A 24737-nucleotide genomic window follows, 5' to 3' on the forward strand; every position below is an offset into this window, starting at 1 on the left:
GGGCGTAATGTGGCGGCATGGAATCGGCACTGGATTGGCACGCCGCGCGTGCCGCGCTCGACTGGCAACTGGAGATGGGTGTCTCCGAGACGCTTTGCGAAGCGCCAGTGGATCGCTTTGCCCTTGAGGATGCGGTGAAGGCGGAGCGCCTTGCGCCCCGGCGTGGGGCAGCCGGGGCCGCGCCTGTGGCGGAACCCGAGGTGGACCCCGTGGCCGAAGCGCAGGCGGCGGCGGCGGCGGCGCCCGATCTGCCCGCGCTGGCGGCGGCGCTGGCGGCATACGATCATTGCGAACTGAAGCGCGGTGCGCGGTCTCTGGTGTTCTCGGACGGGGCGGCGGCGGCGCGGGTGATGCTCGTGGGCGAGGCGCCGGGCCGCGACGAGGACCTGCAGGGCAAGCCTTTTGTCGGGCGGGCCGGGCAGTTGCTGGACCGGATGCTGGCGGCGGTCGGGCTGTCGCGCGATGAGTCGGTCTATATCACCAACGTGCTGCCCTGGCGCCCGCCGCAGAATCGCGATCCGAAGCCGGACGAGATCGCCATGATGCTGCCTTTCCTGAAGAAGCACATCGCTCTGGTCGATCCGGACTTGCTGGTGATCGTGGGCAATATCTCGGCCCAGGCGCTGCTGGGACGGCGGGGCATCACCCGTCTGCGCGGCACCTGGCAGGAGGCGGAGGGACGTCCGGCGCTGCCGATGGTGCACCCCGCCTACCTGCTGCGCAATCCGGGGTTCAAACGGGAAGCGTGGAACGACATGCTGGAGTTGAAAGTGAAGTTGAGGACGCTTGGATGATGGCCTGGTCGATCGTCGATCCGGTGATGTTGCTGGCCTTCCTGCCTGTGGGTCTGGCGCTGAACGTCACGCCGGGACCGGACATGCTGTTCTGCATGGCGCAGGGTCTGCGCGGCGGGCCGCGGTGCGGCTGGGCGGCCTCTGCCGGGGTGGCCTCGGGCGGCATGGTCCACGTGCTGCTGGCCGGACTGGGGCTGGGTGCGTTGGTCGCCGCGGTGCCGGGGGCCTTCGACGCGATCCGCTGGGCGGGGGCGGCCTACCTCGTCTACATCGCATGGAAGACTTGGCGAACGCCGCTGGCCGGTGTGGACTCACCGCCGCTGCGGCCGTTCCACGCCGCCCGGCAGGGCTTTGTCGTGAACATGACCAATCCGAAGTTCATCCTGTTCGTGTTGGCCTTCGTGCCGCAGTTCGTGGATCCCTCGCGGCCCGTCTTGGCGCAGTTCCTGATCTTCGGCACGATGATGAGTGCGGGCGGTGTCGTGGTGAACGGTCTGGTCGGTCAGTTCGCCGGACGTCTGCGCCGCCATCTTCAGGGCGGTACTGGCACGGAGCGTGGGCTGCGCTATGCCTGTGCGACGCTGTTCGGCGGGCTTGCGGTGCGACTGGCGCTCTGACCGTGATCTGGCGTTGGGGTCTCTTGCTGGCTTTGGGGCTTTCTGGCGCCGCGCAGGCGCAGGGCATCGACCATGCGGCGATCTTCGAACGGGAGGCCGCGCGCGTCGTGGAGGCCGGGACGGAAGACGGCGCGGTTGTCGAGACCCTGCAGATGGAGAACGGAATCGAGCTTCGGCGCCTGACAGCGGAGGACGGGGTCGTCACCTACGAGGGCATCGACCGCAGTGGTCTGGGCGCGGTCGGTTGTCTCTACCGCATCTACTTCGAACTGGACGCCGCCGGACGGTTCTGCCCCTGGGCCCCGCCGCCGGAGGCCGCGCAGACCTTCGAGCGGCGGTTGAACCGGATCGCGACCTTCGTGGCGGAGAACGGCGAACCCCGGCGTGAACCCGGTGAGGCGCCCGCCATGCTGGACGCGGCGCGCGAGGCCTACGGGCGGGAAGTGGCGCGGCTTGGATGTCCGGACCCCGGCGAGGGCATGCAGGGATTTGCCGCGGCGCTGGCCTCCGAAGCGATGGACCCGGTGCTTGACATGGCGCTCTCCGTGCCGAGATTGCCGGTCATGCTTCCCTGTCTGTAGAAGGTCCGCCCATGTCCCGTATCGACGAGTCCAAAGAGTTCATCCCGGTGCGCATCGCGGTGCTGACGGTCAGCGATACCCGTTCCCTGGCCGAGGACCGCTCGGGCGACACGTTGGTCGCGCGGCTGACCGAAGCGGGGCACATCCTTGCGGATCGCGACATCGTGAAGGACGAGCGTGCCGCGATTTCGGACCGGTTGCGCGTATGGATCGCCGATCCGGACGTGGATGTCGTGATCTCCACCGGGGGCACTGGGCTGACCGGGCGCGACGTCACGGTCGAGGCGCACCGCGACGTCTACGAAAAGGAAATCGACGCCTTCGGGACCGTCTTTACCATTGTTTCCATGCAGAAAATCGGGACGAGCGCGGTGCAGAGCCGGGCCACCGGCGGGGTCGCGGGCGGCACCTACCTGTTCGCTTTGCCCGGCAGTACCGGCGCCTGCAAGGACGCCTGGGACGAGATATTGAAGTGGCAGCTCGACTACCGGCACCGCCCCTGCAACTTCGTCGAAATTTTTCCGCGTCTGGACGAACACAGGCGACGGAAGTGATCCGTCCATGCGTATTATCACGTAAGTCCTTTGGCGGCGCTTGGTTTCGGGAGGGCTTTCAATACGTGCGACGTGACGTGATGCTGCACCTCAACGGGAGACGGTCCGGATGCGATTTCTACGCAAGAGCCTGACAGGGCTCTTCCTGTTTGCGCTGACGCTCGGGCTTCTGGCCTGGGCGGCTCTGATGGTGCGCGACGCGGTCGTTGCCAGAATGAACGAGGAGCCGAACCGCCGTCCTGCACAGGAGCGGGTCTTTGCCGTGAACGTGGTCGATGTGTCGTTCGGCACGGAACGCCCCGTCCTGTCGGCCTTTGGCGAAGTGCAGAGCGTGCGCACGCTGGAACTGCGCGCGGCGGCGTCCGGTACGCTGGTCGACCTCGATCCGGAATTTGTCGAAGGCGGTCAGGTGGATGCCGGGCAGCTTCTGGCACGGATCGACCCGGCCAACGCCGAGGCTGCTGTGGAACGTGCCGGGAGCGATCTTTTGGATGCGCAGGCGGAACTGCGCGAGGCGGAGCGCGCCATCGGCATCGCCCGCGACGAACTGGTCGCGGCCGAGGAACAGGTGCGCCTGCGCGAACAGGCCCTGCAACGGGCGCGCGATCTGCTGGAGCGCCGTGTCGGGACCGAAGCGGCTGTGGAGACGGCGGAACTCGCCCTGTCGTCGGCCCGCCAGTCGGTGCTGAACCAGCGGCAGGCGGTGGCCACCGCCGAGGCGCGCATCGACCAAGGCAAGACAGCGCAGCGGCGCGCGGAAATCGCCGAGGCAGAGGCCGAGCGAGGGCTTCGCGACACGGAGATCAGGGCGCAGTTCGCGGGCACGCTGACCGAAGTGACGGTTGTCGCCGGGCGGTTGGTGTCGGCCAACGAACAACTGGCGCAACTGGTCGATCCGGAGGCGCTGGAAGTGGCTTTCCGCGTCTCGACACCGCAATACGTCCGGCTTCTGGACCAGACGGGCCGCTTGAAGACATCCCCCGTCGCGGTGCGCCTGGACGTCTTCGGCACGGAGATCGCGACCACCGGCCGCCTGTCGCGGGCCAGTGCCTCGGTGGGCGAAGGCCAGACAGGGCGGCTGCTGTTTGCGACGCTCGACGGGGCGCGCGGTTTCAAGCCGGGCGACTTCGTGACCGTCGAGGTCGAGGAGCCGGAGTTGCCCTCCGTCGCCCGCTTGCCCGCAACGGCCTACGGCGCGGACGGTGCGGTTCTGGCGCTCGACACGGAGGGGCGGCTGGAGGTCGTCCCGGTGACCCTGATGCGCCGCCAGGGCGACGACATCCTGATACGAGCCGAGGGTCTGGAAGGGCGCGAAGTCGTGGCGCAGCGCACACCGCTTCTGGGGGCCGGGATCAAGGTGCAGCCGCTCAGGCCGGGCGTCACCGAAGAGGCACGGGTGCCGGAGATGCTGGAACTGACGGCCGAACGGCGCGCCCGGCTGATGGCCTTCGTCGAGGGCAACAAACGCATGCCCGCAGAGGCCAAGACCCGTATCCTCGCGCAGCTTCAGCAGGACCAGGTTCCCGCGGACATGGTGCAGAGGATCGAAGAGCGCATGGGCGGCTGACGCGCCGCGATGACGTTGCAATCACCCGTTCCGGAGGGGGCGCATGGTACGTGAACTGCCAAAGTCGGCTGGGGGCATCTTCGGCTATTTCACCCGGCATCCCACGCTGGCGAACCTGCTGCTGGTGATCCTGCTGGCGTCGGGGCTGCTGGCGGTGCCGAACATGCGGGCGCAGTTTTTTCCCGACGTGATCGTGGACGAGATCGACGTGTCGGTGTCGTGGGACGGCGCCGGGGCGGAGGATATCGACGCCGCCATAGTGCAGCTTCTGGAGCCTGCGCTGCTGGCGGTCGAGGGCGTGGAATCCTCGCGCGCCAATTCCCGCGAAGGCCGCGCCAGCATCGAACTGGAGTTCGAACCCGGCTGGGACATCGCCCGCGCCGCGGACGACGTGCAGCAGGCGGTGGACGGGATCACCGGCCTGCCGGAGGACGCTGACGAACCGAAGGTGAGCAGAGGCGGCTGGCGCGACCGCGTGACCGATGTGGTCATCACGGGACCGGTGGGCGTCGACCAGCTTGCCCGTTTCGCCGACGAATTCACCGTGCGCCTCTTTGCCAAAGGGGTCACGCGCACGACGATCCAAGGTGTCGCCGCGCCGCAGATCCTGGTCGAGGTGCCATCCACAAGCCTCATTGCCCACGACGTCACCATGCAGGACATCGCGGCGGCCATCGCGGCAGAGGTGGACGCCGATCCGGCTGGCGACGTGGCTGGGGCGGGCGCGCGGGTCCGGACGGGGATCGAGAAACGCTCGGCCGACGATATCGCGGCCATTACCCTGCGCTCCAACCCGGACGGTTCGAAGCTGACCATCGGCGATGTGGCGCAATTGCGCGAGGAAGGCGTGGACCGCCAGCGCAGCTATTTCGTCGGCGAGAACCCGGCGATCTCGGTGCGGGTCGACCGGTCGGACCGGGGCGACGCCATCAGCATCCAGGAGCAGGTCGAGGAGGTCGCCGCAGCCTATCAGGCCACGCTGCCTGCAGGCGTGACGATCGAACTGATCCGTACGCGGTCGGAGGCGATCACCGGGCGGCTCAACATCCTGACGGACAACGCCTCCATGGGGCTTCTGCTGGTGGTCGCGCTGCTGTTCCTTTTCCTGAATACGCGCACCGCCTTTTGGGTGGCGGCGGGGATTCCCACGTCAATGCTGGCCGCAATCGCGCTGATGTACGTGGGCGGGCTGACGATCAACATGATCTCGCTCTTCGCGTTGATCATCACGCTGGGGATCGTGGTCGACGACGCCATCGTGGTGGGTGAGCACGCCGATCACCTGTCGCGGCAGGGATTCGGCCCCTACGAGGCGGCGGAACGCTCGGCGGCGCGCATGGCATTGCCGGTGTTCTCTGCGACGCTGACCACGGTCATCGCCTTTTTCGGGCTGACGGCCATCGGGGGCACGTTCGGAGAAATGATCGCCGACATCCCCTTTACCGTCATCACCGTGCTCCTTGCCTCGTTGGTGGAGTGCTTCCTGATCCTGCCGAACCACATGGCCCACGCCCTGAAACCGCGCGCGTCGACCGGGTTCCGGGCGTGGCGCGCGGCGACGGGTTTCGTCGGCGAGGTGATCGTGGGCACCCTGGCGGTCGGGTTGACCCTGCTTGCGATCCTGTCGCTGCCGGGCGTCGCCGACGGCATCTGGAGCACGTGGGGCGAAACTCCGGGATGGATCGTCACGCTGCACGACAGCGCCGTCGCCCTGCGCGGCACGATCCTTGGCCAGCCGCTGTGGATCGGTGTGCTGCTGGTTACGCTGGTCGCTGCCGCGCTGGGGCTCCGGCTGATCCGGATGGACGGTGCAAGGCGCCGTGCGGCGCTGAACGATCTGTCGGACATGGGCATCGACAGCGCCAGCCGGGTGGTCAACCGGGGCTTCCGGCAAGTCCGGGAACGCGGCTTCCGCCCCTTGATGGCAGTGGTCATCCGGGCGCGCTACGTCGTGCTGGCGACTGCGACGCTGGTCCTTGCCACGCAGGCGGTGTTGTTCATCAGCGGCGACGTGCAATGGCGATTCTTCAACTCGCCGGAGCGCGGATCGATCAGCGGCAACTTCGCCATGGCACCGGGCGCCACGCGCGAGGACACGCTTGCGCAGATGCGTCTGTTGCAGAAGACCACCGAAGAGCTTGGCCGCGAATACGAGGAACGCTATGGCCGCAACCCGCTGGACTACGTCATGGCAGAGATCGGCGGCGGGTCCGGGCGCGGGTTGTCGAGCGCGGACACCAAGGACGCCGACCAGCTTGGCGCAATCTCCATCGAACTGATCGAGGCCGACGCGCGGCCCTATTCCTCCTTTGCATTCGTCGGCGAGCTTCAGGAACGCGTGGAGAAGCACCCGTTGGTCGAGGAGATCTCGTTCCGGGGCTGGCGGTCCGGCCCTGGCGGCGATGCGCTGGACGTGAAGTTCATCGGCTCCGATTCCGAGACGCTGAAAGCCGCCGCCGAGGATCTGAAGGCCGCGCTCGCCGCCTTTCCGGAGGTGTCGGCGGTGGAGGACAATCTTGCCTACGACAAGGAAGAGCTCATCCTCGACCTGACGCCGCAGGGGCAGGCGCTTGGCTTCGACATCGACGGGCTGGGCCGGGTGCTGCGCAACCGGCTTGGCGGTATCGAGGCGGCGAGCTACCCGGTCGGTCCGCGCTCTGCCGAGATCCGGGTGGAGCTGCCTGAGGGCGAACTGACGGCGGATTTCCTCGAACGGATGATGCTGCGCACGCCGGACGGCGCCTACGTGCCGCTGGCCGACATCGTGCGGGTGGAGCGGCGGACGGGCTTTTCCACCGTACGGCGCGAGAACGGCGTCCGGCAGATTTCCGTGAACGGCGACATCTCGGAAGACGATCCGGCCCGCGCAACGGAGATACTGACCACGCTGGAAGAGGTCATTCTACCGCGCATCGCGAACACGCGGCAGGTCGACTACGACATCTCCGGCCTGTCGGAGCAGGAGGACAGGTTCCTTGCCGACGCCGAGCTGGGGCTGGCCATGGTGCTGCTGGGCATCTACCTCGTGCTGTCCTGGGTCTTTGCAAGCTGGACGCGGCCGGTGGTGGTGATGGCGATCATTCCCTTCGGTCTTGTGGGGGCGGTCTATGGCCACTGGCTGTGGGATGTCCCGCTGAGCATGTTCACGGTGGTGGGTTTGCTGGGCATGACCGGGATCATCATCAACGATTCCATCGTGCTGGTGACGCAGATCGACGAATACGCCCGCGACCGGGGCCTGATCCCGGCGATCATCGACGGCGCGGCGGACCGTCTGCGGGCGGTCTTCCTGACCTCGGCCACGACGGTGCTGGGCCTTGCGCCGCTGCTTTATGAACGTTCGGCAGATGCGCAGTTCCTGAAACCTACGGTCATCACGCTGGTCTACGGGCTTGGCTTCGGGATGGTGCTTGTGCTGCTGGTCGTGCCCTCGTTGGTGGCGGTGCAGCACGACGTGGCGGTGGCATGGTCGGCGCTGAAGCGCGGCTGGCGGTTCCGCAGTGCGCCGGTGCGCGGCTTGCTGGTCGGCGGGACGCTGGCGGTGGTGGCCTGGCTGGGGCTGACGCTGGGCATGGTGGCCTTCGGCGGCGGAATGCCCGCCGCGCTGACGCCTTTCGGAAATCCCGCGTCGGCGGGTACGGCGCTGGCGGTCTTCCTGATCGGTGCGGCGGTGCTGGTGCTGGCCCTGTGGCTGGCCGCGGCGCTGGTGGTCCTGCTGCGGCGCGGGTCGATGCGGGCAGGCGGCGCATAGCCCCGCCCTACAGTCGGTCACACACAAACGGAGAGCGGTGGTCCGATGCCCAACGGCCGGACCTGCTGCGCCGTCGATGCGGGAGAGGCCAGAGACCTCCCCGGCGGAACCGCCAGAGAAGGCGTCAGTCGCAGCCGCGGATTTCGACCGGCATCCGCCCGCCTAGTACCGTCAGTACCATCTGGGAGCGGTCCAGCGCAAAGGCGGCGCGGGACATGTGGGACACGCGCGTTTCGGCCACCAGTTGCCCGCCGCGCAGCGAGGTCTTCGGCTCTGCCACCCAAAGTTCCGGATCGGCAAATTCGATCACGGTCTCTTCTTGGCCGGTGGCGCCGGGCAAGGTGACCGCCACATTCAGGCCGATTCCGTTGGGCGCGGCGGATACTGTGCAACTAACCGACGTCACGCCGGCATCGCCGCGCCCGAACGGCACGTCGGCCATGGCTGCGGCGATGCGTGGGTCGGGTTTGCGGGAATCGGCGGGCAGGGTGGCCGACACCTTCAGCCGCTGGGGCAGGCACACGTCCTTGCAGATGCCGATCTCGATGGTGCCATTCAACTGCGCGTCCTTGCCAGCGTTCCGCAGAGAGACACGCAGGGGCAGGACAACCTCGTCGTGGTAGCCTACGGAGCGCATCCCCGACTGCCAGAAAACCTGCGGACTGGGCCAGGAGACGGACACCGCGCGGGTGTTCTGCGCGCCCTGCCAGTCGAAGCTGGGCGGAATGCCCGCGTCGCCGGGACTGCGCCAGTAGGTCTTCCACCCGGGCGCGAGGCGCAGTTGCAGGGCCGCGACGTGGTCGCCATTCGGCAGGCGCCAGCCGGGGAGGATCGCGGCGTCGAGCATGCTCTCGTACCGGTCTGCCCGGGCGGGTTCAGGCAGGATCAGCGAAGCGGCCAGAACCGGGGCCAATAGGGCAAGCAGGATTTTCTTCATGCGGAAAGGGATGCTATGGCCGTGCTCAAAAGGGAAGTCACCTTGAAGTGAGAGCGCCGAGAGGGGTGGCGGCAGGGCCACGTTCTTGCGCATGGGCCGGGGCTGTCGCATGGTGGGTCGAAAGCCGACCGCGCCAGAACGTCGGCTACGGAACTTGAAGGTGGGCATGGCGGATAAGCGTGACATTGCGACGACGAACCTGACGGGCCATCTGCTGATCGCGATGCCGGGCATGGCCGATCCGAGGTTCGATCTGAGTGTGGTCTTCATTTGCGACCATTCCGACGAGGGCGCGATGGGCCTGATCGTCAACAAGCCGACGCCGGACATCGACATGTCGGCGCTGCTGTCCCAACTGTCCATCGAGAACCCCGCAGGGCTCGACGGGACGAAGGTGCGCTATGGCGGGCCGGTGGAGATGGGGCGCGGCTTCGTGCTGCATTCGCCCGATTACACGTCGGTGGTGACGACGCTGGACGTCACACCGGAGCTGAAGATGACCGCGACGCTGGACGTGCTGGAGGACCTTGGGCAGGGCAAGGGGCCGGAGCGCTGGCTGATGATGCTGGGTTATGCCGGCTGGGGCCCGGGCCAGCTGGAGAGCGAGATCGCCGAGAATGCCTGGCTGGTCGGACCGTCTTCGGCCGATTTGATCTTTGAGTTGACCGACGGCGAGAAGTGGGAGGCGGCGCTGGAAAGCATCGGGGTCTCTCCGCTGCTGCTGTCGAGCGAGGGCGGGCGCGCCTGAAGAACGGTCGCGACGATGCCCATGGACCTGGCGCCATGCGGACACGGAATGGCGGACGATCCTCACAGAACTGAACGCACGCCTGGCCTCGGGCCGGACAACATGGCCATACCGCGCCCGACGGACTGTTCCATGGGTCTTGCCTCATGCGAACCCTGCGGACGTCCCCCGTATGCTCTAACGCCTGCCAGACGGCGCCGCAGCGTTCCGGGTTGTGCCGGTGGGCGGAGGCCGACGTCCAGCCGAGGGTTTGCTGACGGTCCACCGGCCGGGGCGGCTCACCGGTCGGCAGCGGCCCGGCTGAGCCGGTCGTTGATCGCCACGCCCAGCCCGAGGTGCGGGATCGGCGAGATGGCGATGACCTTCGGCGCCTTTGCGTCGAGACGGTGCAGGTACTCGAAGAGGTTCGCAGCCGCCTCCGTCAGGTCGCCCGAGGGTGAGAGGTTGAGGTCGGCCTCCACCTCTCCAAACCCGAGGCTGGCCTCGCCCGGTTCGAACTCGATGGCGTTCAGCCGTACGGCGGCGCGGGGCGCGTAGTGCGACCGGGTCTGGCCCGGGGCGGAAATCGTGTCGGATCCGTGCCGCTCCGCGATCCGGCGTCCCAGCACATGGCCCAGAGCTTCGCGGGTGATTCCGCCGGGCCGCAGCAGGGTCGGGCGGCCCGCCAGTCCGAGGATCGTCGATTCCAGTCCAACCTTGCAGGGCCCGCCGTCGAGGATCGCATCCACCCGGTCGCCAAGGCTCGCCGCGACATGTTCGGCCCGTGTGGGGCTGATCTGGCCGGAGACGTTGGCCGACGGTGCCGCCACCGGCACCCCCGCCGCGCGCAAGAGGTCGCGTGCCACGGGCGCGGCGGGCATGCGCACCGCGATGGTGTCCAGCCCTGCGGTCACCAGCTTCGACACCCGGGCGCCCTCCCGCAGGGGCAGGACGAGGGTGAGGGGGCCGGGCCAGAAGCTTTCGGCGATGGCCTCTGCCTCATCGGACCATGTCACCATCGGCTTCAACGCGTCCAGGTCGGCGAAATGCACGATCAGGGGGTTGAAGCTGGGGCGCCCCTTGGCGGCGTAGATCGCCGCCACGGCGTGGTCGTCGCGGGCATCCGCGCCCAGCCCGTAGACTGTTTCGGTCGGGAAGGCCACGAGCCGTCCGTCACGCAGCAGGGAGGCTGCGCGGGCGAGGCCGGTGGGGTCAGGGAGAAGTCGCTCTGTCATGCGGCCCGGTCTTGACGTGGCGTTTTTGTTGCCGCCACTCTCAGCGGTCATACGCTTGTTATACGGGTCCGCTTGCTACAAGAGAGAGGTGGGCTTGCCAAGCCGGAGGGGCAATTAGATGACGTATCGCGCGCCATTAGGCGATTTTTCTCGCATTCTGAAACATGTGGTCGGCTATGAACGGGTTCCGGCCACGGAGCGCTTCGCCGATGCCTCGCTCGAAACGGTCGAAGCGGTGCTCTCGGAAGCGGCAAAGATGTGCGAAGAGGTCATGGCGCCGCTGCAACGCAACGGCGACCTAGATCCGGCCAGGCTGGAGAACGGCGTCGTCCGGACGTCGGAGGGCTTTGCCGAAGGATACCGGGCCATCGCGGAAGGCGGCTGGATCGCGGCCTCTGCCGAGGAAGCCTCGGGCGGAATGGGTTTGCCGCTGACGGTGACCACCTGTGTCAACGAAATGATGTCGGGCGCCTGCCTTGCGCTGCAACTGAACCCGTTGATGACCCAGGGCCAGATCGAAGCGCTCGAACATCACGCATCGGACGAGCTCAAGGCGCTGTACCTGCCGAAGCTCGTGACGGGCGAATGGGCCGGTACGATGAACCTGACAGAGCCGCAGGCCGGGTCCGACGTGGGCGCGCTTTCGACGAAGGCCGTGCCGAACGGCGACGGCACCTACGCGATCACCGGTCAGAAGATATACATCTCTTGGGGTGACAACGACTTCACCGGGAATGTCTGCCACCTCGTGCTGGGCCGTCTGCCGGACGCGGGGCCGGGAACCAAGGGCATCTCGCTGTTCCTCGTTCCGAAGTTCGTGCCGGACGAGAACGGAGAGCCGGGCGCGCGCAACGACCTGCGGGTCGTGTCGCTGGAACACAAGATGGGGCTGCATGGGTCACCGACCTGCGTGATGTCCTACGAAGGCGCGACCGGCTGGCTTGTCGGTGCGGAAAACGACGGCATGCGTGCCATGTTCACGATGATGAACAACGCCCGCCTCGGAGTGGGCGTTCAGGGTATCGGTGTGGCCGAGGGTGCCTACCAGCACGCCTTGGCCTATGCCGAAGAGCGCAAGCAGGGCAAGTCCGAGACGGGGAACATCCTTGGCCACGCAGACGTGCGCCGCATGCTGGCAGAAATGAAGGCCGACGTTTTTGCCGCCCGGTCCATTGGACTGATGCTGGCGGTGGCGCTCGACATGGCGCGGGCCACCGGCGACAAGAGTTGGGCGGCACGCGCGGGCGTGCTGACACCCATTGCCAAGGCCTTCGGGACCGACACCGGGATCGAGGTCGCCTCCAAGGGCGTTCAGGTTCACGGCGGCATGGGCTACATCGAGGAAACCGGCGCCGCGCAATACCTGCGCGACGTGCGCGTGACGTCTATCTACGAGGGCACCAACGGCATTCAGGCGATGGACCTCGTGGGGCGCAAACTGATGGATGGCGGCGAGGCGGTTTTTGCTTTGATCGACTCCATTCAAAGCTACATCGAAGATGTGAAGGGCGATATCCCCGAACTGGCAGAGGCCGCCTGGCAGGCGTCGGAGAACCTGCGGGACGCGACCGAGGCGCTGCTGGCGATGGACGTGGCGGACCGCTTTGCCGGTGCCGTGCCCTACCTCAAGGCCTTTGCGCGGGTGCTGGGCGCGAATGCCCACCTGCGCGTTGCCTGTGCGGAGCGGAACAGCGCCACGGAACGTCTGGCGCGGTTCTATATTCTGCGGATGTTGCCCGAGCACGCGTCGCTTTGTGCGCAGGCGCGGGCGGGCGCGCTTGTCCCGGCAGAGGATTTCGCGGCATGATGGACGGCAGCCCCGGGCACATCCGTTTCCCGTTCGACACTCCGCCCGCCCCCGGCGAGGCCATCGAAGTGGCCGAGGGCGTGCTGTGGATGCGTCTGCCGCTGCCGATGAAGCTGGACCACGTCAATGTCTACGCGCTGGACGACGGGCCATCGTGGACGATCGTCGACACCGGCATGAACTCCTCGAAGACCCGCGGCATCTGGGAAAGGCTGATGGCCGGCCCGCTGGCGGGTAAGCCGGTGGGGCGGGTTCTCGTCACGCATCACCACCCCGATCACGTCGGGTTGGCCGGGTGGTTCCAGGAGCAGGGGGCAGAGCTTTTGACGTCGCGCACCGCGTGGTTGCTGGCCCGGATGCTGCAACTCGACCCCAACGACACGCCGCCCCCCGAAGTGGTGGCCTACTGGCGCGCCGCGGGCATGAGCGACGAGATCGTCGCATCGCGCATGGAAGAACCGCCCTACATGTTCCGCAAGACCGTCTGGCCGATGCCGTTCGGATTTCAGCGGCTGAAGCAGGGCGACACGCTGCACGCGGGTGGACGGGACTGGGCGGTCCATACCGGCGGTGGCCACGCGCCGGAGCACGTCACGCTCTGGGAAACCGAGGGATCGGTGGTGATCGCCGGGGATCAGATCCTGCCGTCGATCTCACCCAACCTTGGCGTGTACGCGACAGAGCCGGAGGCGGACCCGGTGGCCGACTGGCTCGACGCCTGCGAACGGCTGACGGCGCTGGCGCGCGAGGATCACCTTGTCCTCGGCGGCCACAAGCTGCCTTTTCAGGGCCTGCCCGCCCGGATGGGACAGTTGATCTCGAACCACCATGGCGCGCTGGAACGGCTGGAGGAGTTCCTGTCGGAACCCGCGACCGCCGGGGGCTGTTTCCAGCCGCTCTTCATGCGCCGGATCGGCCCGGGCGAGTACGGGCTGGCGCTGGTGGAAGCGATGGCGCATTGCCTGCACCTCTGGCACGCGGGGCGTGCCACGCGCGAGGTGACGGAGGATGGGCGCTGGCTGTTCCGGAGCGTGACGCCGGGCTGAGGTGCCGATGCTCCGGGAAAGCGTGAGGGGCTTTGCCCCCCGTTCCCCCCAAGCTATCCTTCCCCCGACGACAGACGGAGCGCGGGCGACAATGCGGCCCGGAGGAGAACACATGGACGACCGGATCGCGACTGCGGCCGAAGCCTACGAGAATGCGGCCATGCCGCAGCGGCGCGAGGTGCACACCGAGGAGGACACCCCCGAGGACGCCAACGAACTGCCCGAGGCGGTGCGCAAAACCCCGGTCGAGGAAAAGAGCCCGGCCCGCTGGGCCTACGAACGGTTGATCCTTTACATCAAGGCCTTCGAAGAGCGGCTCGATTCGGAGGAAGAAGTGGCCATGGGTTTCACCGGCGGAGATGCCGGGGTGCTGAGGATCGAGGGCATGGGGTACTTCGACCCCGACGTGGTAACATTCTACGGCAGTGACCCCGCAGGTGGGCGCATGCAGCTGATCCAGCATGTCACGCAGCTGAACGTGGCTCTCCGGGCGCTCCCGAAGGCCGAGAAACGGGCCGAACCGCGACGGATCGGATTCCGCCTCGTGCGCGATCTAGACACCTGAACGGTTGCGCGACATTTGCGCCCTATTGGCGCGGTGACAGGGACGAAAATATCCGCTATTCCCCTGCTTCGAAACGCGAACACCCCAAGGACTGGACAAATGGCAGAGCACAAGCACGGCAGCATGGACGTCACCACGCAGGAAGACACCTTCAACGGCTTCATCAGGTTCACGATCCGCACCCTGTACGTGATCCTCGCAATCGTGATCTTCCTCGCGATCTTCCGGACCTGATACCTCCAAGCAACGTCGGACTTCCAAGCGCCTGACGTCACTTGAATGTGAGTTGGGCCTTGTGCCTTCGTGCGTCAGACCGTGGGCAAACAGATCGGGTGGTAGGCTGATGAAGATGACGGACCGGACCGGGCGTGGGCTGCGCGCCTGCATCGCGCTGTTGGCGCTCTTGACCGTGGCGGCATGCGGCGCTGGACAGATGTCCGGCCCGAACGCAACGCCGGAGCAGGCCGCGGCAGCGGCCTATCGTTCGCCGCTTCCTCCGTCGATCACCCTTTACACGATGATCAACAATCGAACCGATGGCGGTGCCCACACGTCCATGATGATCAACGCGCCCAGCCAGCGCGTCGTGTTCGACCCCGCCGGTTCCGTCCGCTTCCAGTCCGTGCCGGAAATCAATGACGTGCTCTATGGCATCACGCCGGATGTGGAAAAGGCCTACGAAAGCGCACACGCCCGGTCGACGTATCGCGTCAGGATCCAACAAAAGCAGGTGCCGCCCGAAGTGGCGGAGCGCGCGCTGAGGTTGGTGCAGGCGAACGGGGCGGTTTCCGCAGCGGCCTGCACCTCGGCCACCTCTGGTATCCTGCGCCAGTTGCCCGGGTTCGAGACGATCCCTTCCGTCCTGTTTCCGACCAAGCTGATGGAAGCCTTCGACAAGTTGCCGGGCGTCACTTCGCGTGAACTGCGCGAGAACGACGAGGACGACAAGGACCTTGCCGTGAAGCGCATCGAACTGGACTGGCAGAAGACGAAGAACCCGTAAGGGCGGTTAGGTCAGCACGGGCAGGTAGGAGCCGCCGATCATTACGGCGGCCCCGGTGAACAACGCGGCATAAAGGTTGCGTGTCCATCCCCCGATCAGCAGCGCCAGCGCCGCAGCCGTCAGCCGCAAGGGGTCGGTCTGGCCATCGGTCGCTGCGGGCCAGAGCACCAGCGGCGCGACGAGCGCGGGAATTACCGCGACGGCGGTGTAGCGCAAGTGCCGGAGCAGCCATTCCGGCAACGCACGGTCCCCGATCAGCCCGAGGAACACGAATCGCAGCCCGAACGACCCCAGGCCGAGCAGCACGATCACGGTCCACAGCGTTGTGCGGTCGATCTCTCCGGCGGTCATCGCGTTTCTCCCGGGGTTGGCGTGTCTTCGGTTGCGGCCGGCCCGGCGCGCAGCGATTGGCGGCGCTCAACTTCGGCACCGGCCATCATGCCCAGCAACGCTCCGCAGATCAGGCCCAGGTTCCAGGGCATGAAGGCAAAGACCAGCGCCCCCGTTCCGCCGACCAGCGCCGCGATGCGGTGCGCCCCCGTGCGCATGGCCGGCCCAAGCATGGCGATGAAGGCGATGGGCAGCACGAAGTCCAGCCCCAGCTCCGGCGGCACCGCAGTCCCGATCCATGCGCCAATAAGCGTGAAAACGTACCAGGGCGGGCAGATCGGCATGGCCACACCCATGAAATACGCGAACTTCTGCGCCAGCGTCTGCTGCGGGCGCTTTTCGTATTCGATCGCCGCCGCGGCATAGGTCTGGTCCACGAGGAAGTAGGCGGCCACGATCCTCTTGCCGAGCGGCAGCGCGCCTAAGTGCGGTGTGATCGACGCGGAGTACATCGCCATCCTCAGGTTCACCGCAAGTGCAGAGGCCAGAACGACGACCGTCGGCGCGTTCTCCGTCATCAGTTGGAGCGCGGTGAACTGTGCCGCACCGGCGATAACCACGACCGAAAAACTGAGCGTTTCCAGAACGTTCAGCCCGGCCTCTGTGGCCAGGACGCCGAACAGCATGCCGAAGGGGCCGACCACCAGAAGGAACGGCAAACCGTCGCGAAAACCGCGCCAGAAGCTTGACATCGGGGGGGCGTCCGCCATGGTCTGAACCTCTCGAAACAGGCACAGCGGTAGCGGGGAGACAGGGAAGATGCAATCCAATGGCGGCGAATACCTGATCGCTCCGAACCCGGGCGACACGCGGCTGACCCGCGCGGTCACGGGTGTCGACCACACCGGCCAGCCCGTGGAGACGCGCGTCGTCGAGGAACGGCCCCTGACGATCTACCTCAACGGGCAAGAGATCGTGACCGCCATGACCATCGGGGATTACCCCGAATATCTGGCGCTGGGGTTCCTGCGCAATCAGGGGATGCTGGGGGCCGACGAGACGGTGACCCGCGTCGACTACGACGACGACCTTGAGGTCGTGGTGGTGCGCACCGCGTCTCAGACGACCTACGAGGAGAAGGTCAAGAAGAAGACGCGGACGTCGGGCTGCGCCGTGGGCACCGTCTTCGGCGACATGATGGAAGGGCTTCAGGGATTGACCCTGCCCGCGACCGAGGTGCGGACATCTTGGCTTTATGCGCTGTCGAAGAAGATCAACACCACCCCGTCTCTCTATCTCGAATCCGGAGCCATACACGGTACGGTGCTGTGCCGTCGGGACCGCCCGCTGGTCTACATGGAGGACGTCGGGCGGCACAACGCGGTCGACAAGATCGCCGGCTGGATGCTGTCAGAGGGCGTCTCGGGCGCGGACAAGATCCTCTACACGACCGGGCGCCTGACCTCTGAAATGGTCATCAAATGCGCGCTGATGGGAATTCCGGTGCTGGCCTCGCGTTCCGGCTTCACTGCTTGGGGTGTGGAGATCGCGAAGGAGACGGGCCTCACCTGTATCGGACGGCTGCGCGGACGGCGCTTCATGTGCCTGTCGGGTGAAGAGCGGCTGACACGGGACGCCGATCCGGACAGCGTCGACGACGAGGACCGCAAGCACCGCCGCAAGAGCGCGGACGCCTGAGCGGTCATGGCGAAGAACCTTGCGGCCCGGCGCGATGGCAGGCACCACGAGGGCGGGCATCCGGACCGTACAACCCGGACATCATGGAGGGAGAGGGCATGAAGGCACCTGTTGGGGTGATCCTGGCGGGCGGGCGGGCCACGCGGATGGGCGGCGGCGACAAGGGCCTGCTGACGCTTGGCGGTCAGACGCTGCTGGGCCACGTGATCGAACGGACCGCACCGCAGGTCGCGGATCTGTGCCTGAACGCCAATGGCGATGCCTCCCGGTTCGACGGCTTCGGCTTGCCGGTCGTCGCCGACAGCCTGCCGGGTTTCCCGGGTCCGCTGGCCGGTGTGCTGGCGGGTCTCGACTGGGCCGCCGCTCAGGGCGCGGACACGCTGGTCAGCGTCGCCGCCGACACGCCGTTCCTGCCATGCGATCTGGTTCCTCACCTGCTGTTGACCGCCGAGGGGCAGGCGCACCCGCTGGTGCTGGCCGCCACCGAGGGCGATACGGAGACACGTTCCGCCAAGGGCCGGCTGATCCGTCACCCGACCTTCGGCCTGTGGCCGGTGGCCTTGCGCGACGATCTGCGCGCCGCGCTGGAGGGTGGGCTGAAGAAGGTCGTCCTCTGGACCGAACGCCACGGCGGGCGCGAAGCCGTTTTCCCCGACGAGCGTGCCTTCTTCAACGTGAACACGCCGGACGACCTGGCGCAGGCGGAGGCCATGCTGTGAAGCATTACGGGATCACTGGCTGGAAGAACTCCGGCAAGACAGGGCTGGTGGAACGGCTGGTGGCCGAGATTACGGGCCGGGGATACTCGGTCAGCACGATCAAGCACGCCCACCATGCGTTCGACGTGGATCATCCGGGCCGCGATTCCTATCGCCATCGTGAGGCGGGCGCTTCGGAGGTCATCCTTGCGTCGCGCAAGCGTGTGGCGCAAATGACGGAACTGCGCGGCGCACCCGAGCCGGAACTCGACGAGTTGCTGATGCGGCTGCGGCCGGTCGATCTTGTCCTGGTCGAAGGCTATAAACGCGCGCGGCACCCAAAGCTGGAATGCCACCGGGTCGAGACGGGCAAGGGTCTGATCGCGCCGGAAGACGACAGCATCCGGGGCGTGGCGTCCGACACCTCCATGTCGTTGCACGTTCCAGTCTTCAACCTGGATGACTCGGGCGGCATCGCGGACTTCATTCTGCGCGAAGTGGCGTTGGACTGACCGGTCAGCGCAGGGTGCAGGCGGCGACCCACCATGCCGGGTGCGCCTTCTGCAAGTCCGTCGCTGCGGCTTTTGCCGTTTTCAGATCGTCGAACAAGGCAAAGCAGGTGGCACCGGAGCCGGACATGCGTGCTAGCCGTGCACCGGTTTGCCCACCAAGCGCCGTCAGAACGTCACCGATCACCGGTTGCAGCGCGATGGCGGGCGCCTGCAGATCGTTGCGTTGCGCCGAGAGCCAAACCAGCGCAGCGGCAGGGCCGCCGCCCTCCGGCATCTCGGACATCGGCGCATTTTCCTTGCAGGACAAAGCCTTGAACACGGACGGGGTAGAGACTTCGACGCCCGGATTGACGAGCACCGCATGCAGCGGGGCCATGAACAGCGGCAGGACGTGATCTCCGATGCCGCTCATTCGTGCGGCGTGGCCAACCATGCAGACTGGCACGTCCGCGCCCAGCGTGAGGGGATCGACCGGGGAAGGGCGCCCGTACAGCGCCTCCATCGCCCGCAGCACCGCCGCCGCGTCCGACGACCCGCCACCGATGCCTGCCGCGGCTGGAAGATGCTTGTCGAGGGTGATCGCGACAGGGCAACCGAACGCCTCTGCCGCTTTCCAGCACAGGTTCCGCCTGTCGGCAGGGACCCCTGCCGCGCGCGATCCGGTGATCTCAAGCGATACTTCGGGCGCGTCCCGCAGGCGCACCGTGTCGCCCACGTCCGCAAACATCACGAGACTGTCGAGCAGGTGGTAGCCGTCGTCACGCTGTCCCGTCACGTGCAGCGCAAGATTGATCTTCGCCGGAGCGAAGGCTTCTGTCTGGCGTCCGGTCATGGGTGATGCCCGCCTTCGCGGCGGCAGGCTCAGTCCGAAACCTCGGCCCGCTGCAACGGCGGTGCGCCTTCTTCGGCGAGGACCTGATCCAGACCGACCGCCAGCTTGCGTTTGATGCGTTCGGGATCGGCCTCTGCGGAGGCATCTTCCCAGTCGACGAAGGACAGGGCGCGCTTCCACATGAATTCGGCCTCACGTTCCCGCCCGACGGCCCAGTACGCATCGCCGAGGTGATCGTTGACCACCGGGTCGATGGGCATGAGTTCGGCCGCGCGTTCCATGTGCGGCACGGCCTCCTCGTAACGTCCGAGGCGGTAAAGCACCCAACCCAGGCTGTCGACGATGTAGCCGGAGTTCGGGCGTGCCGCGACGGCGCGCTCGATCATGTTCAGCGCTTCGTCCAGTTTGCGGTGCTGTTCCACCAGCGAATAGCCGAGGTAGTTCAGCACCTGCGGTTGCTCGGGGTTGAGGTCCAGGGCCTTGCGGAAGTCGGCTTCTGCCTCCTCCCACTTTTCCTGCCGCTCATAGCTGATCGCGCGCGCGTAGTAGAGGAACCACAGCCGCTCCGACTCCTGCTCGTAAAGCGACAGCGCTTTCGTGTAGGCGGTGACAGCATCTTCGTAACGCTGTTCCTGCCGGAAGATGTCGCCGAGCGTGGTGTGTACCACGGGCAGGTCCGGCTGCTGTTCGGCGAGCGTCTCAAGCACGGCAATGGCCTGCGCTGTCTTGTCCTGATCGCGCAGCGCCTCCGCTTCGCCAAGCACGGCGGCATGGCGCGAGGGGTCGTCGGTGGGAACCTCCTCGAACACCTGCTCCGCCAGTTCGTACTGGCCCATGTCGGACAGAAGATCGCCCGCCAGCAGGATTGCGTCGACATGGTCGGGGCGCAGATACTCCGCCATGCGCGCATAAAGCAGGGTCAGCTCGTCGCTGCCTTCGTTGGATAGCGCCCCCGCGAGAGTGTAGAACACTTCGGCGATCCCCTCCTTCGGGGTGCGGACATGAGAGAACGCCAGCTTGTCGCCGCTTGCCAGCGCATCGCGCATCTGCTGCAGTGCGGGGTCAAGGTCGGTTCCGAAATTCTCGTCCAGCATGGCAACGGCCGCTTCCGAGCGGCCGAGCTGGGACATCACCTCGGCCCGGGCCATGACGCCGCGGCGGGTGGAGGCCATGCCGTTCGCCTCATCTTCGTCGAAGATCGCGGCAGCGCTTTCGAAGTCGCCCACCGAAGCGAGGGCCAGAGCCTTGTGATAAGACGCGAACGGCCCGAGGCCAGGCATCTTGGCGACGTTGTCGAATTCGATCAGTGCCGCGCTCATGTCGCCCGCACCGAGTTGTGCCCAGGCCTTCACAAGACCGTCGGCCAGCGGTCCGATGCCGCGCTTGTCGTCGATGGACTGGATGACATTGGCGAAGCTTTCGCTTTCGACGGCCGTGGTCAGCGCGGCCATCTGGGCGATCTGGCTTTCGTTGCCGGCTTCGGCCATGCGTTCTGCCAGGAGTGCCGCCTTGCCGAAGTTTCCCAGCGACATCTCTGCCAGGATGGCGCGCTCCAGCAGTTCCGCGCGCCCCGGATCGAAAGCCAGCGCGCGTTCATAGTAGTGCGCCGCAGAGGCGAAGTCGCCGAGGAAGCTGGCTTGACGTGCGGCGAGGTAATCTCCGGCTATTCCGTTCGCGCTGACCGCCGTTGCGGATGCGGCGAGAGCAAGAAAACCTGCACGGATGCGCTTTGCCCAAAGGTCCAAGGTGACGGTCTCCCCTTCGTTTTTCGTTGCGCAGAGCCTAGAGCGGCAGGGCGGGCAAGGCAATGAGAACACCGCTCACGAAGCGGCGAGAGGGCGGACCGACATCCGCTGGCGCCTAAAGCAGGCTCAGATCGCGGTATTGGCGCAGGTTCTGGAGCTGCGCCGCATCTAGCGGCGTCTCGAACGAGAGGGCCACGCCCCGGGGGCTGATGCGCACGACGCTTGCGTACACCGGCTGACGCATGGCCATGAGTTTCACCCGCGACCCGACCGCCAAGGGCAGGCTCCCCTCGGCGAATGCCCCTGTTTCGGACACGTTCACTATGGTGGCGGCAAAGTCGCCGTCTTCGGAACGCAGTTCAAAGCCCCAGGCGCTTGGCCAGCGGTCCGCACGTTTCTTCATCATGGCACTGCCCCCGTTTGGCATTTTCAGGGACAGTGGCAAATCCGTGTTTATGTGAGGTTAAGCGAAAAGCGCCCGTGCTCACATGTTCGGATAATTCGGACCGTCGCCGCCCTGCGGAACCGTCCAGTTGATGTTCTGGGCCGGGTCCTTGATATCGCAGGTCTTGCAGTGCACGCAGTTCTGGAAGTTGATGACGAACTGCTTGTCGCCGTCCTTCTCCACGAACTCGTAGACGCCCGCCGGGCAATACCGTTGCGACGGTCCGGCGTAGGTCGCGAGGTTCTTCAACGGGACTGCCGGGTCCTTCAGCTTCAGGTGCGCGGGCTGGCTCTCTTCGTGGTTGGTGAACGAGTAGGAGACGTTGGTCAGCCGGTCGAAGGACAGCTTGCCGTCGGGCTTTGGATACTCGATCGGCGTGAAGTCCGACGCCTTGCCCGTCGCTTCCGCGTCGGTCTTGCCATGGCCCAGCGTGCCGAAGAACGAAAAACCGAGCAGACTGTTGGTCCACATGTCCAGCCCGCCAAGCGCCAGCGACGGGGCCATGCCCCATTTCGACCACATCGGCTTCACGTTGCGCACCGGCTTCAGGTCCTTGCCGATGGCGCCATCGCGCACCTCGGTCTCGTAATCGGTCAATTCGTCGCCCGCGCGGTCTGCCTTGATCGCGGCATAGGCGGCTTCCGCCGCGGCCTTTCCCGAGAGCATCGCGTTGTGGTTGCCCTTGATGCGCGGCACGTTGACCATGCCCACCGAGCAACCCAGAAGCGCCACGCCCGGCGCGACCATTTTCGGCATCGACTGGTAGCCGCCTTCCGAGATCGCCCGCGCGCCGTAGGCCACGCGCTTGCCGCCGGCCAGCAGGTCCGCGACCATCGGGTGATGCTTGAAACGCTGGAATTCCATGTAGGGATAGAGGTGCGGGTTCTTGTAATTCAGGTGCACCACGAAGCCGACATAAACCTGGTTGTTGTCGAGGTGGTAAATGAACGACCCGCCCCCGGCGTTCGAACCCAGTGGCCAACCCATGGTGTGGGTGACCGTGCCCTCGCGGTGCTTGGCCGGGTCGATTTCCCAGATTTCCTTCATGCCGAGGCCGAACTTCTGCGGCTCCTTGCCCTTCGACAGGTCGTACTTCGCGATCACCTCTTTCGAGAGCGAGCCGCGCACACCCTCGGCCAGGAAGACGTACTTGCCGTGCAGTTCCATGCCCGGTTCGGTGTTCGGCCCGTAGGAGCCGTCCGGCTCAAGCCCGAAGACCCCGGCGACGACGCCCTTCACCTCGCCGTTGTCACCATAGACGAGTTCAGAACATGCCATGCCCGGGAAGATCTCGACGCCCAGTTCCTCGCCCTGCTCTGCCATCCAGCGGCAGACGTTGCCCATGGAGACGATGTACTTGCCGTGGTTGTCCATCAGCGACGGCATCGGCCAGTTCGGGATGCGGACCTTGCCCTCTTCCCCAAGGATGTAGAAGTTGTCCTTCTTCACAGGAACGGTGACCGGCGCGCCTTTTTCCTTCCAGTCGGGGATCAGCGCGTCGAGCCCACACGGGTCCAGGACCGCCCCGGACAGGATGTGCGCGCCCACTTCGGAACCTTTCTCTAGCAGGACAACCGAAAGTTCGGGGTCAAGCTGCTTCAGGCGGATCGCGGCAGAGAGGCCGGCAGGGCCGCCCCCGACAATCACCACGTCGTATTCCATCGCTTCGCGCTCGATCTCGCTCATGTCGCTCCCTCCAGAGGCACCCCCAAGGACACGCACGCGGCGGCCGGGTAATAAAATTTCAAGATTCCTAGCGCGGCGGCGCGGCATTCGTCAATGCGCGCGCAGCGTCACGAGGCCGCACGCTCAGCAGCAGCTAGCCGCAGCAGAAGGGCCATTGCCGAAGAAAAGCGACATCGGACGGACCAAAAGCGCGATTTGAGACAGGGGCCACCGCCAGACCGGCGGCCCCCGTGGCGATCAGAAGACCAGATCGTCGAACCCGAGCGCAGAGGCGGCGATGTCCATGAACAGGGCCACGTCGTAGCCTTCGACGCTGACCAATGCGCCCTCGGCCGTATCGAAGATAGAGATTACACCGCCCCACAGGTCGGTCAGATTGACCTTGTCGATGCCGTCCTGGAAGTCCGCAACAATGTCGAAGCCGCTTTCCTGTGCGAAAACAAACACATCTGCGCCGTCGCCCCCGACCAGAAGGTCATCGCCCGCGCCCCCGAACAGCGTGTCGTTGCCACCTTCGCCCTTCAGCCAGTCAGCTCCGGCACCGCCCTCGATCAAGTCATTGCCGGACTCGCCGTCCATGGTGTCGTTGCCGTCCTCACCCTTCATCCAGTCGTCGCCTTCGCCGCCCAGCATGAGGTCGTTCCCGGCTTCACCGTCCATGGTGTCGTCGTCCAGCCCGCCCTCGATGGTGTCGTTGCCTTCGCCGCCAAGCATCAGGTCGCGGCCCTGTTCACCCTTCATCCAGTCGTCGCCAAGCCCGCCTTCGACCGTGTCATTGCCGGACTCGCCGTCCATGGTGTCGTTGCCGTCCTCACCCTTCATCCAGTCGTCGCCTTCGCCGCCCAGCATGAGGTCGTTCCCGGCTTCACCGTCCATGGTGTCGTCGTCCAGCCCGCCCTCGATGGTGTCGTTGCCTTCGCCGCCAAGCATCAGGTCGCGGCCCTGTTCACCCTTCATCCAGTCGTCGCCAAGCCCGCCTTCGACCGTGTCATTGCCGGACTCGCCGTCCATGGTGTCGTTGCCGTCCTCGCCTTTCATCCAGTCGTCGCCTTCGCCGCCCAGCATGAGGTCGTTTCCGGCTTCACCGTCCATGGTGTCGTTGTCCAGCCCGCCCTCGATGGTGTCGTTGCCTTCGCCACCCAACAGCAGATCGTAGCCGATGCCCCCCTTGAGCCAGTCGTCATCGAGACCGCCCCACAACACGTCGTCACCGGCCTCGCCATCGATCGTGTCGTTGCCTTCAAGGCCGTGGTACGTGTCATTGCCCTCAAGGAGAGCGATAAAATCGGCCATGTCTGTCCCAAACAGATTGTCGTCGCGGGTTGTCGGCATAGGTTTTCCCTCAGGTCTTATGAATCGTCTTTAGCGTGTCGCATGTCCGGACCGCCGCGGCCGGGAAACACGCCCGGAACGTACCCTTTACGGTGGAAATGTGTTCAGAAATCTCGCACCTACCGGCAGGTAGAGAACTATCCTCCCTGCACTCTTTGATTGTTTCGCAATTTGAGACAGTCTCTGCAAGAACTTCGCGCATCTCTTTCCATGGTGCTCGGCCGAATCACTAGCGTCATGGCGGTGGGAACCTTGGCGGCATGGCGCGCGCGCGT

24 protein-coding genes are annotated in these 24737 nt (G+C 66.1%); 15 read left to right on the forward strand and 9 right to left on the reverse strand.

Annotated features, from left to right (window positions below):
* Positions 1–17 precede the first annotated feature (17 nt).
* The 6 genes from ABFK29_RS04400 to ABFK29_RS04425 all read left to right on the forward strand — a co-directional run bounded on the left by ABFK29_RS04400 (position 18) and on the right by ABFK29_RS04425 (position 7864).
* Positions 18–794 carry a uracil-DNA glycosylase gene (locus tag ABFK29_RS04400; protein ID WP_005855034.1) on the forward strand — a complete coding sequence of 259 codons (777 nt, stop codon included), beginning with the start codon at positions 18–20 and terminating at the stop codon, positions 792–794.
* Entirely contained in the window at positions 791–1411 is a 621-nt protein-coding gene (locus ABFK29_RS04405; protein ID WP_005855036.1) for a LysE family translocator, read from the forward strand. Before ABFK29_RS04400 ends, ABFK29_RS04405 begins: the two co-directional genes overlap by 4 nt.
* Before the next feature lie 2 nt (positions 1412–1413).
* Positions 1414–1992, forward strand: a complete 579-nt coding sequence (locus tag ABFK29_RS04410; RefSeq protein WP_040604017.1) for a hypothetical protein — start codon at positions 1414–1416, stop codon at positions 1990–1992.
* 11 nt (positions 1993–2003) lie between these two features.
* Entirely contained in the window at positions 2004–2546 is a 543-nt protein-coding gene (gene moaB, locus ABFK29_RS04415; protein ID WP_005855040.1) for a molybdenum cofactor biosynthesis protein B, read from the forward strand.
* A 109-nt stretch (positions 2547–2655) separates the two neighbouring features.
* On the forward strand, positions 2656–4113 hold the full coding sequence (locus ABFK29_RS04420) for an efflux RND transporter periplasmic adaptor subunit (protein ID WP_005855043.1): 1458 nt from the start codon (positions 2656–2658) through the stop codon (positions 4111–4113).
* Positions 4114–4156: 43 nt separating this feature from the next.
* Positions 4157–7864, forward strand: coding sequence for an efflux RND transporter permease subunit (locus ABFK29_RS04425; protein ID WP_005855045.1), 3708 nt, complete (start codon positions 4157–4159; stop codon positions 7862–7864).
* Between the two features lie 124 nt (positions 7865–7988).
* Here the strand turns inward: ABFK29_RS04425 and ABFK29_RS04430 are convergent, their stop codons facing one another.
* A complete protein-coding gene (locus tag ABFK29_RS04430) occupies positions 7989–8801 on the reverse strand; it encodes a protein-disulfide reductase DsbD domain-containing protein (protein WP_005855047.1) in 813 nt (270 codons plus the stop codon).
* A gap of 166 nt (positions 8802–8967) precedes the next feature.
* Between ABFK29_RS04430 and ABFK29_RS04435 the strand changes: the two genes are divergently transcribed.
* Complete coding sequence (locus ABFK29_RS04435; RefSeq protein ID WP_040604019.1) at positions 8968–9549, forward strand: YqgE/AlgH family protein; 582 nt, start codon at positions 8968–8970, stop codon at positions 9547–9549.
* 278 nt (positions 9550–9827) lie between these two features.
* On the opposite strand, the gene ABFK29_RS04440 is transcribed toward ABFK29_RS04435, so the two are convergent.
* Positions 9828–10763: an L-threonylcarbamoyladenylate synthase gene (locus ABFK29_RS04440; protein WP_040604021.1), complete on the reverse strand. Its 936-nt coding sequence runs from the start codon at positions 10761–10763 to the stop codon at positions 9828–9830.
* Between the two features lie 118 nt (positions 10764–10881).
* On the opposite strand from ABFK29_RS04440, the gene ABFK29_RS04445 reads away from it, so the two are divergent.
* The 5 genes from ABFK29_RS04445 (at position 10882) to ABFK29_RS04465 (ending at position 15184) form a co-directional block, all read left to right on the forward strand.
* Complete coding sequence (locus tag ABFK29_RS04445; protein ID WP_040604023.1) at positions 10882–12570, forward strand: acyl-CoA dehydrogenase; 1689 nt, start codon at positions 10882–10884, stop codon at positions 12568–12570.
* The gene (locus ABFK29_RS04450) at positions 12567–13616 is read left to right on the forward strand and encodes an MBL fold metallo-hydrolase (RefSeq protein ID WP_005855055.1); all 1050 of its coding nucleotides are present in this window, start codon (positions 12567–12569) and stop codon (positions 13614–13616) included. The genes ABFK29_RS04445 and ABFK29_RS04450 overlap by 4 nt, the downstream gene beginning before the upstream one ends.
* Positions 13617–13728: 112 nt before the next feature.
* Positions 13729–14181, forward strand: a complete 453-nt coding sequence (locus tag ABFK29_RS04455) for a hypothetical protein (protein WP_040604025.1) — start codon at positions 13729–13731, stop codon at positions 14179–14181.
* Positions 14182–14280: 99 nt separating this feature from the next.
* Positions 14281–14415: an aa3-type cytochrome c oxidase subunit IV gene (locus tag ABFK29_RS04460; protein ID WP_005855058.1), complete on the forward strand. Its 135-nt coding sequence runs from the start codon at positions 14281–14283 to the stop codon at positions 14413–14415.
* Positions 14416–14524: 109 nt separating this feature from the next.
* Positions 14525–15184: a hypothetical protein gene (locus ABFK29_RS04465; RefSeq protein ID WP_005855060.1), complete on the forward strand. Its 660-nt coding sequence runs from the start codon at positions 14525–14527 to the stop codon at positions 15182–15184.
* A 6-nt stretch (positions 15185–15190) separates the two neighbouring features.
* Here the strand turns inward: ABFK29_RS04465 and ABFK29_RS04470 are convergent, their stop codons facing one another.
* Both ABFK29_RS04470 and ABFK29_RS04475 read right to left on the reverse strand, forming a co-directional pair.
* A complete protein-coding gene (locus ABFK29_RS04470) occupies positions 15191–15535 on the reverse strand; it encodes an AzlD domain-containing protein (protein WP_005855062.1) in 345 nt (114 codons plus the stop codon).
* Complete coding sequence (locus ABFK29_RS04475; protein WP_005855063.1) at positions 15532–16284, reverse strand: AzlC family ABC transporter permease; 753 nt, start codon at positions 16282–16284, stop codon at positions 15532–15534. The genes ABFK29_RS04470 and ABFK29_RS04475 overlap by 4 nt, the downstream gene beginning before the upstream one ends.
* Before the next feature lie 49 nt (positions 16285–16333).
* On the opposite strand from ABFK29_RS04475, the gene fdhD reads away from it, so the two are divergent.
* From fdhD to mobB, 3 genes are all read left to right on the forward strand, one after another.
* Positions 16334–17212: a formate dehydrogenase accessory sulfurtransferase FdhD gene (gene fdhD, locus ABFK29_RS04480; protein ID WP_005855065.1), complete on the forward strand. Its 879-nt coding sequence runs from the start codon at positions 16334–16336 to the stop codon at positions 17210–17212.
* Positions 17213–17310: 98 nt separating this feature from the next.
* Positions 17311–17931, forward strand: coding sequence for a molybdenum cofactor guanylyltransferase MobA (gene mobA / locus ABFK29_RS04485; protein WP_040604027.1), 621 nt, complete (start codon positions 17311–17313; stop codon positions 17929–17931).
* Positions 17928–18422 carry a molybdopterin-guanine dinucleotide biosynthesis protein B gene (gene mobB / locus ABFK29_RS04490; RefSeq protein WP_005855069.1) on the forward strand — a complete coding sequence of 165 codons (495 nt, stop codon included), beginning with the start codon at positions 17928–17930 and terminating at the stop codon, positions 18420–18422. Before mobA ends, mobB begins: the two co-directional genes overlap by 4 nt.
* Before the next feature lie 4 nt (positions 18423–18426).
* Here mobB and ABFK29_RS04495 read toward each other — a convergent pair whose 3' ends face one another.
* The 5 genes from ABFK29_RS04495 to ABFK29_RS04515 all read right to left on the reverse strand — a co-directional run bounded on the left by ABFK29_RS04495 (position 18427) and on the right by ABFK29_RS04515 (position 24462).
* Complete coding sequence (locus tag ABFK29_RS04495; protein WP_005855071.1) at positions 18427–19254, reverse strand: 4-(cytidine 5'-diphospho)-2-C-methyl-D-erythritol kinase; 828 nt, start codon at positions 19252–19254, stop codon at positions 18427–18429.
* Between the two features lie 29 nt (positions 19255–19283).
* Complete coding sequence (locus ABFK29_RS04500; RefSeq protein ID WP_005855073.1) at positions 19284–20999, reverse strand: tetratricopeptide repeat protein; 1716 nt, start codon at positions 20997–20999, stop codon at positions 19284–19286.
* Positions 21000–21114: 115 nt separating this feature from the next.
* Positions 21115–21405, reverse strand: coding sequence for a PilZ domain-containing protein (locus ABFK29_RS04505; RefSeq protein WP_005855074.1), 291 nt, complete (start codon positions 21403–21405; stop codon positions 21115–21117).
* Positions 21406–21483: 78 nt separating this feature from the next.
* The gene (locus tag ABFK29_RS04510; protein ID WP_005855076.1) at positions 21484–23130 is read right to left on the reverse strand and encodes an electron transfer flavoprotein-ubiquinone oxidoreductase; all 1647 of its coding nucleotides are present in this window, start codon (positions 23128–23130) and stop codon (positions 21484–21486) included.
* Positions 23131–23367: 237 nt separating this feature from the next.
* Positions 23368–24462 carry a calcium-binding protein gene (locus tag ABFK29_RS04515; RefSeq protein ID WP_005855077.1) on the reverse strand — a complete coding sequence of 365 codons (1095 nt, stop codon included), beginning with the start codon at positions 24460–24462 and terminating at the stop codon, positions 23368–23370.
* Positions 24463–24737 lie beyond the last annotated feature (275 nt).

The sequence above is a fragment of the Sagittula stellata E-37 genome (genome assembly GCF_039724765.1).
Lineage (GTDB): Bacteria > Pseudomonadota > Alphaproteobacteria > Rhodobacterales > Rhodobacteraceae > Sagittula > Sagittula stellata.